The 12,693-nt window shown below is 59.5% G+C and carries 14 protein-coding genes; 12 read left to right on the plus strand and 2 right to left on the minus strand.

The window, feature by feature from the left end; all coding sequences use genetic code 11:
- The first annotated feature begins 3 nt into the window (after positions 1–3).
- The 4 genes from kdsA to ispD all read left to right on the plus strand — a co-directional run bounded on the left by kdsA (position 4) and on the right by ispD (position 3,450).
- Positions 4–849 carry a 3-deoxy-8-phosphooctulonate synthase gene (gene kdsA, locus JFU57_RS13755; RefSeq protein WP_020296605.1) on the plus strand — a complete coding sequence of 282 codons (846 nt, stop codon included), beginning with the start codon at positions 4–6 and terminating at the stop codon, positions 847–849.
- 156 nt (positions 850–1,005) lie between these two features.
- Positions 1,006–2,295, plus strand: coding sequence for a phosphopyruvate hydratase (gene eno, locus JFU57_RS13760; RefSeq protein ID WP_078470079.1), 1,290 nt, complete (start codon positions 1,006–1,008; stop codon positions 2,293–2,295).
- Between the two features lie 172 nt (positions 2,296–2,467).
- Positions 2,468–2,746: a cell division protein FtsB gene (gene ftsB, locus JFU57_RS13765; RefSeq protein WP_011059544.1), complete on the plus strand. Its 279-nt coding sequence runs from the start codon at positions 2,468–2,470 to the stop codon at positions 2,744–2,746.
- Positions 2,743–3,450, plus strand: coding sequence for a 2-C-methyl-D-erythritol 4-phosphate cytidylyltransferase (gene ispD, locus JFU57_RS13770; protein WP_078470080.1), 708 nt, complete (start codon positions 2,743–2,745; stop codon positions 3,448–3,450). The genes ftsB and ispD overlap by 4 nt, the downstream gene beginning before the upstream one ends.
- Before the next feature lie 171 nt (positions 3,451–3,621).
- Here the strand turns inward: ispD and JFU57_RS13775 are convergent, their stop codons facing one another.
- A complete protein-coding gene (locus JFU57_RS13775; protein ID WP_020296602.1) occupies positions 3,622–4,521 on the minus strand; it encodes a LysR substrate-binding domain-containing protein in 900 nt (299 codons plus the stop codon).
- A gap of 108 nt (positions 4,522–4,629) precedes the next feature.
- Between JFU57_RS13775 and JFU57_RS13780 the strand changes: the two genes are divergently transcribed.
- The 8 genes from JFU57_RS13780 to rpoS all read left to right on the plus strand — a co-directional run bounded on the left by JFU57_RS13780 (position 4,630) and on the right by rpoS (position 11,834).
- Complete coding sequence (locus JFU57_RS13780; RefSeq protein WP_020296601.1) at positions 4,630–5,742, plus strand: S-(hydroxymethyl)glutathione dehydrogenase/class III alcohol dehydrogenase; 1,113 nt, start codon at positions 4,630–4,632, stop codon at positions 5,740–5,742.
- Positions 5,743–5,835: 93 nt separating this feature from the next.
- Positions 5,836–6,681, plus strand: coding sequence for an S-formylglutathione hydrolase (gene fghA / locus JFU57_RS13785; protein WP_201129631.1), 846 nt, complete (start codon positions 5,836–5,838; stop codon positions 6,679–6,681).
- Between the two features lie 52 nt (positions 6,682–6,733).
- The gene (gene ispF / locus JFU57_RS13790; protein ID WP_020296599.1) at positions 6,734–7,207 is read left to right on the plus strand and encodes a 2-C-methyl-D-erythritol 2,4-cyclodiphosphate synthase; all 474 of its coding nucleotides are present in this window, start codon (positions 6,734–6,736) and stop codon (positions 7,205–7,207) included.
- Complete coding sequence (truD, locus tag JFU57_RS13795) at positions 7,204–8,262, plus strand: tRNA pseudouridine(13) synthase TruD (protein WP_201129632.1); 1,059 nt, start codon at positions 7,204–7,206, stop codon at positions 8,260–8,262. The genes ispF and truD overlap by 4 nt, the downstream gene beginning before the upstream one ends.
- A complete protein-coding gene (gene surE, locus JFU57_RS13800; protein WP_078470084.1) occupies positions 8,250–8,999 on the plus strand; it encodes a 5'/3'-nucleotidase SurE in 750 nt (249 codons plus the stop codon). Before truD ends, surE begins: the two co-directional genes overlap by 13 nt.
- Positions 9,000–9,040: 41 nt before the next feature.
- Entirely contained in the window at positions 9,041–9,676 is a 636-nt protein-coding gene (locus tag JFU57_RS13805) for a protein-L-isoaspartate(D-aspartate) O-methyltransferase (protein ID WP_177326767.1), read from the plus strand.
- A gap of 211 nt (positions 9,677–9,887) precedes the next feature.
- Complete coding sequence (locus tag JFU57_RS13810; RefSeq protein WP_020296595.1) at positions 9,888–10,721, plus strand: peptidoglycan DD-metalloendopeptidase family protein; 834 nt, start codon at positions 9,888–9,890, stop codon at positions 10,719–10,721.
- 105 nt (positions 10,722–10,826) lie between these two features.
- Positions 10,827–11,834, plus strand: coding sequence for an RNA polymerase sigma factor RpoS (gene rpoS, locus JFU57_RS13815; protein WP_020296594.1), 1,008 nt, complete (start codon positions 10,827–10,829; stop codon positions 11,832–11,834).
- Positions 11,835–12,355: 521 nt separating this feature from the next.
- On the opposite strand, the gene fdxA is transcribed toward rpoS, so the two are convergent.
- Positions 12,356–12,679 carry a ferredoxin FdxA gene (fdxA, locus tag JFU57_RS13820; protein WP_020296593.1) on the minus strand — a complete coding sequence of 108 codons (324 nt, stop codon included), beginning with the start codon at positions 12,677–12,679 and terminating at the stop codon, positions 12,356–12,358.
- Positions 12,680–12,693: the final 14 nt, after the last annotated feature.

A 12,693-nucleotide genomic window follows, 5' to 3' on the forward strand; every position in this document is an offset into this window, starting at 1 on the left:
CTGATGGCCCAGAAGATCATCCGTGTAGGCGATATCGAGATTGCCAACGACAAGCCCATGGTGCTTTTCGGTGGCATGAACGTGCTGGAAAGCCGCGACATGGCGATGCAGGTCTGCGAAGAGTACGTCAAGGTGACCCAGAAGCTTGGGATCCCTTACGTGTTCAAGGCCAGCTTCGACAAGGCCAACCGTTCCTCCGTGACCTCTTACCGTGGCCCCGGCCTGGAAGAGGGCATGCGGATCTTCCAGGACATCAAGCAAGCCTTCGGCGTGCCGATCATCACCGACGTCCACGAGCCTGACCAGGCGGCGATCGTCGCTGAAGTCTGCGACATCATCCAGTTGCCGGCCTTCCTGTCGCGCCAGACCGACCTGGTGGTCGCGATGGCCAAGACCGGTGCGGTGATCAACATCAAGAAAGCCCAGTTCCTTGCGCCCCAGGAAATGAAACACATCCTGAGCAAGTGCGAAGAAGCGGGTAACGATCAGTTGATCCTCTGCGAGCGCGGTTCCAGCTTCGGCTACAACAACCTGGTCGTCGACATGCTCGGCTTCGGCATCATGAAGCAGTTCGAATACCCGGTGTTCTTCGACGTGACCCATGCCCTGCAGATGCCGGGCGGCCGTGCCGATTCGGCGGGTGGTCGTCGGGCCCAGGTCACCGACCTGGCCAAGGCCGGTATCAGCCAGTCCCTGGCAGGCCTGTTCCTGGAAGCCCACCCGGACCCGGACAACGCCAAGTGTGACGGTCCTTGCGCCCTGCGCCTGGACAAGCTCGAGCCGTTCCTGGCTCAGCTCAAGGCGCTGGACGAACTGGTGAAGAGTTTTCCGACGGTAGAAACCGCCTAAAACCGATTTCTCCGGTAAAGTACCGCACGATTATTTCTCGGGCCCTCGGGCCTGAGCCTTATCGTCTGCAAGCCTGCCCGCTGCCCATCACTTGCCGACGGTAAAGAGATTTCCTACAGCTGCGTCGTTTTCGTCAACTTTGGAGTGTTTACAACAATGGCAAAAATCGTCGACATCAAAGGTCGTGAAGTTCTCGACTCCCGTGGCAATCCCACCGTCGAAGCGGACGTGCTTCTCGATAACGGCATCATCGGTAGCGCCTGCGCGCCGTCCGGTGCTTCCACCGGCTCGCGTGAAGCGCTCGAGCTGCGTGATGGCGACAAGAGCCGTTACCTGGGCAAAGGCGTGCTCAAGGCTGTAGCCAACATCAACGGTCCGATCCGCGACCTGCTGCTGGGCAAAGACCCAAGCGACCAGAAAGCGCTGGATCACGCGATGATCAAGCTCGACGGCACTGAAAACAAAGCCACCCTGGGCGCCAACGCGATCCTCGCTGTATCCCTGGCTGCAGCCAAGGCTGCTGCCCAGGACCAGGACCTGCCGCTGTACGCCCACATCGCCAACCTCAATGGCACCCCGGGCGTGTACTCGATGCCGGTTCCAATGATGAACATCATCAACGGCGGCGAGCATGCCGATAACAACGTCGATATCCAGGAATTCATGGTGCAGCCGGTTGGCGCCAAGTCTTTCTCGGAAGGCCTGCGCATGGGCACCGAGATTTTCCATCACCTCAAGGCTGTGCTGAAGGCCCGTGGCCTGAGCACTGCAGTAGGTGACGAAGGTGGTTTCGCGCCGAACCTGGCATCCAACGAAGACGCTTTGAAAGTGATCTCCGAAGCCGTGGCCAACGCCGGTTACACCCTGGGCACTGACGTGACCCTGGCTCTGGACTGCGCGGCCAGCGAATTCTATGAAGACGGCAAGTACAACCTGTCCGGTGAAGGCCACGTATTCACTTCCGAAGGTTTTGCCGACTACCTCAAAGGTCTGACCGAGCGTTACCCGATCATCTCCATCGAAGACGGCCTGGACGAGTCCGACTGGGCCGGCTGGAAAGTTCTCACCGACAAGATCGGCGAGAAAATCCAACTGGTAGGCGACGACCTGTTCGTGACCAACACCAAGATCCTGAAAGAAGGCATCGACAAGAAGATCGCCAACTCGATCCTGATCAAGTTCAACCAGATCGGCACCCTGACCGAAACCCTGGAAGCCATCCAGATGGCCAAGGCCGCCGGTTACACCGCCGTCATCTCGCACCGCTCCGGTGAAACCGAAGATTCGACCATTGCCGACCTGGCCGTGGGCACTGCGGCTGGCCAGATCAAGACCGGTTCGCTGTGCCGTTCCGACCGAGTTTCCAAGTACAACCAATTGCTGCGCATCGAAGAGCAATTGAATGGCAAAGCCAAGTACAACGGTCGCAGCGAGTTTCGCGGCTAAGCGGTAGATGGTAAAAAGACACCGGATTGTGTCGGAAAAATCGCTATAGCGGCTTTTTTGCCTCTAATCTGATGCCTTATGAGCACAAGCCTGGTTCTTCCAGGCTTCGTGCTATCAGTAGGTTCGAAGTTGTAGGCATGGCTGTCTTTTTTCACTGGATACCCGATATTCGATGCGCAGTCCCAATTGGTTGTTCCTCGTCTTGCTCTTGCTGCTGGCTGGCCTGCAGTACCGCCTGTGGGTGGGGAATGGCAGTTTGGCGCAGGTAGCCGACCTGACTCAGCAGATTGCCGATCAGCACGCCGAAAACGAGCGTTTGCTGGAGCGTAATCGCGTACTCGATGCGGAAGTCATGGAGTTGAAAAAGGGCATGGAGACCGTTGAAGAACGGGCTCGCCATGAGTTGGGCATGGTCAAGGAGGGCGAGACCCTCTACCAGTTGGCCCAATGATCGAGCGTTTGCCGGCCTTCTGGGCCGTGATTCCTGCCGCGGGCGTTGGTGCCCGTATGGCCGCGGACCGCCCCAAGCAGTATTTGCAGCTGGGCGGACGCACTATTCTTGAACACAGCCTCGGCTGTTTCCTCGACCATCCCTGCCTCAAGGGGCTGGTGGTCAGTCTCGCTGTCGACGATCCCTTCTGGCCGACCCTGGCCTGTGCCCATGACTCGCGGATTCAGCGCGTGGACGGTGGGCAGGAGCGCTCCGGTTCGGTCCTCAATGCCTTGTTGCACCTGCATGCCCAGGGCGCGGCGGATGAGGACTGGGTGCTGGTGCACGACGCGGCTCGGCCCAACCTGACCCGCGATGACCTGGACAAGCTGCTCGGCGAATTGGCGGACGACCCGGTGGGCGGTTTGCTCGCCGTGCCGGCTCGGGACACCTTGAAGCGCGTCGACAAGCATGGCCGTGTGGTGGAAACCGTCGATCGCAGTCTGATCTGGCAGGCCTACACGCCACAGATGTTTCGCCTGGGCGCCTTGCATCGGGCATTGGCTGACAGCCTGGTGGCGGATGTGCTGATCACCGACGAAGCCTCGGCAGTGGAATGGTCGGGCCAGGCGCCACGCCTGATCGAAGGGCGTTCGGACAACATCAAAGTCACCCGCCCCGAAGACCTCGAATGGCTGCGCCAGCGCTGGGCCAACCGCCGCTGATTGCGTAGCAGCGAACCACCTAGGTACATGTAAGGGCCAGCGCAGCCTGCGGCAGCGGCTACATACGTCGCCCCCGTAGCCGCTGCCGAGCCCGCGAGGCTGCGCTGGCCCTGATCAACACCGCCTTTCTCCCAGATTCAGCCCAGCGCCCAAGAGGCCCCGCGTCAGCCGCTACAAATCTTGGTACTCCGGGCGCTGGACCAGGCCTTGCTTGAGGTAATCCACCAGCTTGCGCACCTTGGGCGACAAATGCCGCTGTTGCGGATACAGCGCCCAGACGGCGGTATTTGGCGGTTGGTGGGCCTCCAGCAGGGAGATCAACGTACCGCTGCGCAGGTGTTCGAGCACGTAGTAGTCCGGCAACTGACACAACCCAACCCCTTGCAGCGCCGCGTCCAGTACTGCCTGCCCACTGTTGCAGCGCCAATTACCCTGCACCCGCTGGGAAAACTCCCGCCCGTTCTGTTCCAGTTGCCAGATATCCGAGCTGCCAATCAGGCAATTGTGTCGGCTCAACTCCGACAGGCTATGGGGGCGCCCGTAGCGCTCCAGATACGATGGCGAGGCGCACAGGTACATGCGCCGCGGCGCCAGGCGCGTGGCCACAAGGCGTGAATCCTGGAGCCGCCCCAGGCGAATCGCCAGGTCCAGCCCCTCATGTACCAGGTCCAGTGGGCGGTTGCTGAGTTCGATGTCCACCCGCAGTTGCGGATAGAGGCCCATAAAGCGGGTCACCAGCGGCACGATAAAGCGCTCGCCATAAGCCACGGCGCAGGTCATGCGCAGCATGCCTTTGGGCTCGCTGGTCAAATCACCCACGGCGCGCAACGCTTCCTCGCGGCCGTCCTGCAGGCGCTGGCAATGTTGAAGAAACGTCTGACCTGCCTCGGTCAAGGTGACGCGGCGGGTACTGCGGTAGAGCAGGCGAGTTTGCAGGCGCTCCTCGAGGCGGGCAATTTGCCGGCTGATATGGGAGGAGGACACCCCCAGGCGCTCGGCTGCTGCAGTGAACTGGCTGTATTCGGCCACTGCGACAAACTCGTCGATGCCCTCCCAGCGGTTTTCACTCATGTCGATTATCCCTGTACAGCAATAATGTTTTGCTTTTGCTTGGATTATTAATCGTTCAGCGGTGTTTTACACTGCGCGTCTCGTTTTTATTCATTGGAGACCCCCAGGATGATCAAGTCGCGCGCTGCCGTTGCCTTCGAGGCCAAGAAGCCTCTCGAAATCGTCGAAGTCGATGTGGCCATGCCCAAGGCCGGTGAAGTCTTGCTGCGGGTGGTCGCTTCCGGTGTGTGCCATACCGATGCCTACACCCTGTCCGGCGCTGATCCGGAAGGTATCTTCCCGTCGATTCTGGGGCACGAAGGCGGGGCCGTGGTTGAAGCCATCGGTGAAGGCGTGACCTCGGTTGCAGTCGGCGACCACGTCATCCCGCTGTACACCCCGGAATGCGGCAAGTGCAAATTCTGCCTGTCGGGCAAGACCAACCTCTGTCAGGCAATTCGCGCCACCCAGGGCAAAGGCCTGATGCCGGACGGCACCACGCGCTTTTCCTACAAGGGTCAGCCGATCTTCCATTACATGGGCACCTCGACCTTCTCCGAATACACCGTGCTGCCGGAAATCTCTGTCGCCAAGATCCCGAAAGAAGCACCACTGGAAAAAGTCTGCCTGCTGGGCTGCGGTGTCACCACCGGTATCGGCGCAGTGATCAACACCGCCAAGGTCAAGCCCGGCGATACCGTGGCCATCTTCGGCCTGGGCGGTATCGGCCTGTCGGCCGTGATCGGTGCGGTCAAGGCCAAGGCGGCGCGGATCATTGCCATTGACATCAACCCGGCCAAGTTTGAAATCGCCAAGCAACTGGGCGCTACCGACTGCGTCAACCCGAAAGACTTCGATCGTCCTATCCAGGAGGTCATTGTCGACATGACCGATGGCGGCGTGGATTTCTCCTTCGAATGCATCGGCAACGTGCAGTTGATGCGTGCGGCGCTGGAATGCTGCCACAAGGGGTGGGGCGAGTCGGTGATCATCGGCGTTGCCGGTGCCGGCCAGGAAATTTCCACCCGTCCATTCCAGCTGGTCACCGGGCGCGTCTGGCGCGGTTCGGCCTTTGGTGGCGTGCGCGGTCGTTCCGAGCTGCCAAGCTACGTAGAAATGGCCCAGAGCGGCGAGATCCCCTTGGACACCTTCATCACCCACACCATGGGCCTTGAAGACATCAACAAGGCTTTCGACCTGATGCATGAAGGTAAAAGCATTCGTACCGTCATTCATTTCTGAGGAGCAGCGGGGAGTTGCAGGCTGTCAGCGGCAAGTGGTTCCAGCGGTCTTGCCACTTGAAGCTGATGGCCTGCAATTGCCTCTGGAGGTCCTATGAGCTTGGAAAATATTTCGTGTCAAAAGAGCTTTGGCGGCTGGCATAAGCGCTACAAGCACCACTCCCAGGTCTTGGGCTGCGACATGGTGTTTGCCGTATACCTGCCACCGCAGGCGGAGGCGGGGAGCAAGCTGCCGGTGCTGTACTGGTTGTCCGGGCTGACCTGCACGGATGAAAACTTTATGCACAAGGCCGGCGCGATGCGCATGGCTGCAGAACTGGGGCTGATCATCGTTGCCCCGGACACCAGCCCCCGGGGCCCCGGCGTGCCGGCGGATCCCGACGGTGCCTGGGATTTCGGCCTGGGTGCCGGGTTCTACCTCAATGCAACCCAGGAGCCCTGGGCCCAGCACTATCGGATGCACGACTACGTGGTGCAGGAGCTGCCGGCATTGGTCGAGGCGCATTTCCCGGCCTCGGACAAGCGCGGTATCAGTGGGCACTCCATGGGCGGGCACGGGGCCTTGGTCTGCGCCTTGCGCAATCCCGGGCGCTACCTGTCGGTGTCGGCCCTTGCGCCGATCAGTAACCCGATGGATTGCCCATGGGGCCAGAAGGCCTTCTCCCGTTACCTGGGCGAAGAGCGTTCGCGCTGGCGTGAGTGGGATGCCAGCGTGCTGATCGCCGAAGCCAGCGAGAAGCTGCCGCTGCTGGTGGATCAAGGCGATCGGGATGATTTCCTGGCGACCCAGCTCAAGCCGGAAGCCTTGCAGCAGGCGGCAAAGGCCGCGGGTCATCCGCTGATCCTGCGTTTGCAACCGGGCTACGACCACAGCTATTTCTTCATCGCCAGTTTCATCGACGACCACCTGCAGCATCACGCGCGTGCTCTTAGCGCCTAATGTCCGACAAAGCAGGTAGAATCACGCCCTGACTAAATCGGGGCGTTTTTTTATGCGTATTGGCCACGGCTATGATGTGCACCGTTTTGCTGAAGGCGACTTCATTACTCTGGGCGGCGTGCGAATTGCACACAGCTTCGGGCTGCTCGCCCATTCCGACGGTGACGTGGTACTCCACGCCTTGAGCGATGCCTTGCTCGGTGCTGCGGCCCTGGGCGATATCGGCAAGCATTTTCCGGACACCGATCCGCAATTCAAGGGCGCCGACAGCCGTGTGCTGCTGCGTCACGTGGTCGCACTGATCCACGGCAAAGGCTGGAAAGTCGGCAATGTCGACAACACCATCGTGGCCCAGGCGCCGAAGATGGCACCCCATATCGAAGCGATGCGCGCGCTGATTGCCGCGGATCTGCAAGTTGAACTGGATCAAGTGAACGTGAAAGCTACCACCACCGAAAAACTCGGCTTTGTCGGTCGCGAAGAAGGCATCGCCGTGCACAGCGTCGCCTTGTTGCTGCGCGCATGACGGAACAGGAATTGCTGGGCCCGCGGGCCTATGGCCAGGCTTTGGGCAGCGCGGTGCTGAAAGCCAGCGCCGAGGATTTCCAGGTCGACGAAGTGCTGGATATTCCGCTGACGGGTGAAGGCGAGCATCTGTGGTTGTGGGTGGAAAAGCGTGGCCTGAACACCGAAGAGGCGGCCCGGCGGATTGCCAAGGCGGCGGGTGTGCCTTTGCGCACCGTCAGCTATGCCGGCCTCAAGGATCGCCAGGCGCTGACCCGGCAGTGGTTTAGCGTGCAATTGCCCGGCAAGGCCGACCCCGATCTTGCCGCGGCGGAAAACGACACCCTGAAGATCCTCAAGACCGCCCGCCACAAACGCAAGCTGCAACGCGGTGCCCATGCCGCCAATGGCTTTACGCTGCGTCTGACCCAGCTCAAGGCCGACCATGCCGCTATCGACGAGCGCCTGAAACTGATCGCGCAACAGGGCATTCCCAATTACTTCGGTGCCCAGCGCTTCGGCCATGACGGCGGCAACCTGGTGGACGCCCGCGGCTGGGCGGCACGCAAGGCGTTGCCGGAGCAACGTAATGTGCGCTCGCGTCTGCTTTCGACGGCCCGCAGTTATGTGTTCAATCAGGTGCTGGCGGCGCGAGTGGCCGATGGCAGCTGGCAGCGTGCCCAGGTCGGCGATTTGCTGGCGTTCACCGACAGCCGCAGTTTTTTCCCGGCCGGTGAGGCGGAATGCAGCGATCCAAGGCTGGCGATTCTTGACCTGCACCCGACCGGGCCGCAGTGGGGGGAGGGCGAATCGCCCGCCGCCGGTCTGGCCCATGCCCTGGAGCAGCAAGTCGCTACCCGCGAGGCTGACCTGTGCGATTGGTTGATAAAAGCCGGAATGAGCCACGAACGTCGCATCCTGCGGCTGCCCATTGGCGGGTTGACGTGGCATTATCCCGAGCCTGACATTCTGCAATTGGAATTCGTCCTGCCGGCTGGATGCTTCGCCACCGTATTGGTGCGCGAACTGGTCGATCTGGTGCCGGTAGGGCAGACGGACAGCCCATGCGTATTCTGATTTCTAACGACGATGGGGTAACAGCACCCGGTCTCGCCGCGCTTCATGCTGCGCTGGCGGATTATGCCGAATGCGTGGTTATCGCCCCGGATCAAGACAAAAGCGGCGCCAGCAGCTCGCTGACGCTCGACCGTCCGCTGCATCCGCATACCTTGAGCAACGGCTTTATCGGTATCAACGGTACGCCGACCGATTGCGTGCACCTTGGCCTCAATGGCCTGCTTGAGCGCGAGCCGGACATGGTGGTTTCCGGGATCAACCTGGGGGCGAACCTGGGAGATGACGTGCTGTATTCCGGCACTGTCGCGGCTGCACTCGAGGGGCGTTTCCTTGCGCTTCCGGCCTTTGCCTTTTCGCTGGCATCGCGCCAGGTCGAGAACCTGCCCACTGCCGCCTATTTCGCGCGCAAGCTGGTGGAGGCCCATGGCTCGCTGGATCTGCCGCCGCGTACAGTGCTGAACGTGAATATTCCCAACTTGCCACTCGATCATATTCGCGGCATTCAGCTGACTCGCCTGGGCCATCGTGCACGTGCGGCGGCGCCGATGAAGGTGGTTGATCCGCGCGGCAAGGCCGGCTACTGGATTGCCGCCGCGGGCGACGCCGAAGACGGCGGCCCGGGCACTGACTTCCATGCCGTCATGCAGGGTTACGTGTCCATTACCCCGTTGCAGCTCGATCGCACCTTCAGCGATGCATTCAACAGCCTCGATGGCTGGCTGGAGGGGCTGCGCTGATGGCTCGTGAGCAAGACGATTTGCTGCGTCGCGGTATCGGAATGACTTCCCAACGCACCCGCGAGCGGCTGATTCAGCGCCTGTACGACGAAGGCCTGTCCAACGCCCAGGTACTGGAAGTCATCCGGCGTACGCCACGCCATCTGTTCGTCGATGAAGCATTGGCGCACCGAGCCTACGAAGACACCGCACTGCCGATCGGCCACAACCAGACCATTTCCCAGCCCTACATGGTGGCGCGCATGAGCGAGCTGCTGCTGGCTGCCGGTCCTCTGGACAAGGTGATGGAGATTGGTACGGGGTCGGGGTATCAGACGGCAGTACTTTCGCAATTGGTCGAGCGCGTGTTTTCCGTCGAGCGCATAAAGGTGCTGCAGGATCGGGCCAAGGAGCGCCTGGTCGAGTTGAACCTACGCAACGTGGTATTCCGTTGGGGCGATGGTTGGGAAGGCTGGCCGGCGCTGGCGCCCTACAACGGCATCATCGTGACAGCTGTCGCCACCGACGTGCCCCAGGCGTTACTGGATCAACTGGCTCCTGGCGGGCGTCTGGTGATCCCGGTCGGCGCCGGCGAAGTCCAGCAACTGATGCTGATTGTCCGTGAAGAGCAGGGCTTTTCACGGCATGTGCTGGGTGCCGTGCGGTTTGTGCCGTTGCTCAATGGCCCGCTGGCCTGAGCATTTGTTTACGCGGGGTGAATTCTGTTTGATCGGCTGTGTCTTACAGCCGGACGAATCAAGAAACCCGCCATGTGCCCCCGCAAGCCTGGTGGTGCGTCCAATGATTTGGTCAAGCCCACGGTAAAGCGCGAGCGGCCAGTTATACTGGCGACACTTGATGCCCGAATCGGGCAGCTTTCATATTCCACCACCACAAAGGGAGCGGCGGGTGAGTCTCACGGTCATTGCGCAGCGTATGGGTACCACAAGCTTTCAGCGACTGATGATCGGCTTTGTCTTGAGTTCCTTGTTGGTCGGCTGTTCCAGTACCAAATCCAGCAGCGTCGGCGTGGTTGACCGCAACAATGCGGCCCCACAGCGCCCGACCGTGACCACTGGGCAATATGCCGTCAGGCGTGGCGATACCTTGTTCTCGATCGCCTTTCGTTACGGCTGGGACTACAAGGCACTGGCGGCGCGCAACAACATTCCCGAGCCCTACACCATTCACCCTGGGCAGACGATCCGTTTTGACGGCCGTACAGGTTCGGCGCCAACGACAGTTGTCACTAGTTCACAATCAACCGCCTCTTCTTCGAGTAAAACTACGGTCACGCGGCGCCCTGTCGGCGCCTCGCCAACGATTGCGAGCAAGCCGGCGCCGGCGCCATTACCGCCTGCAGGCCCCGCCCCGACTGGCTGGGGCTGGCCTTCGAACGGTATTTTGATTGGTAAATTCTCTTCAAACGGTAGTTTGAATAAAGGCATTGATATCGCCGGGGATTTGGGACAGCCTGTTTTAGCTGCGTCTGATGGGACGGTGGTTTACGCCGGGAGTGGCTTAAGGGGCTACGGCGAATTAGTCATCATCAAACACAGCGATACCTACGTCAGTGCCTACGGTCATAACCGCAGGTTGTTGGTTCGGGAGGGGCAGCAGGTCAAAGTCGGACAGACAATTGCCGAAATGGGGTCAACTGGTACAGACCGGGTGAAACTGCACTTTGAGATTCGCCGACAAGGGAAACCTGTAGATCCGCTGCAATTCTTGCCACGTCGTTGATCGGTTACCAGCCTGTTCCGTCACGTAGAGGGAACAGGCTCCAGCGTTGCCAAGGATAAAGGCGCCGCTTGAGCTTGAGGTCGAACTCACCAAAGGACTATAACAATGGCTCTCAGTAAAGAAGTGCCGGAGTTTGACATCGACGATGAGGTGCTCCTTATGGAGACCGGCATCGCTATGGATTCGATGTCGAATAATGAAGGGGCTGCACCGCCTTCCGTTCGCGCCAAATCCAAACACTCCGCAACGCTTAAGCAACACAAGTACATTGATTACACGCGAGCGCTCGACGCGACGCAGCTGTACCTCAATGAGATCGGCTTTTCCCCGTTGCTCTCCCCGGAAGAAGAAGTCCACTTTGCGCGACTGTCGCAGAGCGGTGACCCGGCCGGGCGCAAGCGCATGATCGAAAGCAACTTGCGACTTGTGGTGAAAATCGCCCGACGTTATGTCAACCGCGGCCTTTCCCTGCTGGACCTGATCGAAGAGGGCAACCTCGGGCTGATCCGGGCGGTGGAAAAATTCGATCCGGAGCGTGGTTTTCGCTTCTCGACCTACGCGACCTGGTGGATTCGTCAGACCATCGAACGCGCGATCATGAATCAGACCCGCACCATTCGGTTGCCGATTCATGTGGTCAAAGAACTCAACGTCTACCTGCGGGCCGCACGTGAGCTGACTCAAAAGCTCGACCATGAACCTTCCCCCGAAGAGATCGCCAACCTGCTGGAAAAACCAGTGGGAGAGGTCAAGCGCATGCTGGGCTTGAACGAGCGGGTTTCTTCGGTTGATGTCTCGCTGGGTCCGGATTCGGATAAAACCTTGCTGGACACCCTCACCGACGACCGTCCAACTGACCCTTGCGAGCTGCTGCAGGATGACGACCTGTCCCAGAGCATCGATCAATGGCTGTCCGAGTTGACCGACAAGCAGCGTGAAGTCGTCATCCGGCGCTTCGGCTTGCGCGGTCATGAAAGCAGCACCCTTGAAGACGTAGGGCTCGAAATCGGTCTTACCCGGGAACGAGTCAGACAGATTCAGGTAGAAGGTCTGAAACGCCTGCGGGAAATCCTTGAGAAGAACGGCCTTTCCAGCGAGTCATTGTTCCAATAACAGCGCTGGCCGCCGCAGTCGATAAAAAGCCCCGACCTGTTCGGGGCTTTTTTATGGGCTATGGAATGTTTTTAGCAAAGGAGATGCACTGCCAAATGGGAGTAGTTAGAAATCGCGTGTAAGCCAAAGCCTACTCTTTCGTAAGTGTTTGGGCTCTAACGGCTTGGAAGTTGCCCTTTTATGTGTGGGTATTTTTCTAAGTAATTGATTTGTATGTATTTATTTTTATGCGGCGGTTGAGTAAAGGCACTTCTTACAGGGTCGGCAGCAGTTGCTACCCGGCTGAAAGTCTTTAATATCAGCCCTGTGTCGACGGATAGACACTGCCATCAAGGAAGATGGTCAGGGACATCGCAGGAAGCGATTCATCAGGACGATGAAAAGGACTACAGGGAATAGGGAAAAATGTGGGCGGGTCATACCGCCCCTTTTTTTCGCCTGTAAAAAAGTGACAGTAGAAAAGCTCTTTCCCTGAAAAGCAAAAAGGCCCGCAAGGGGCCTTTTCGGGAACGCGGCGGTAATCAGCGTTCGAGGTCTTTGATCTTGCCTTTGACGCCATCCCACTCTTCGGCATCCGGCAACGATTCTTTCTTCTCAGTGATGTTGGGCCAGATCTCGGCCAGTTCAACGTTCAGCTGAATGAATTCCTGCATCTCGTCCGGGACTTCGTCTTCGGAGAAAATGGCTACAGCTGGGCATTCAGGCTCGCACAGCGCGCAATCAATGCACTCATCCGGGTGAATCACCAGGAAGTTCGGGCCTTCGTAAAAGCAGTCCACCGGACAGACTTCTACGCAGTCGGTGTACTTGCACTTGATGCAGTTGTCGGTGACGACGAAGGTCATTTCTAATTCTCTCC

This window comes from Pseudomonas sp. TH07 (genome assembly GCF_016651285.1).
Taxonomy (GTDB): Bacteria; Pseudomonadota; Gammaproteobacteria; order Pseudomonadales; family Pseudomonadaceae; genus Aquipseudomonas.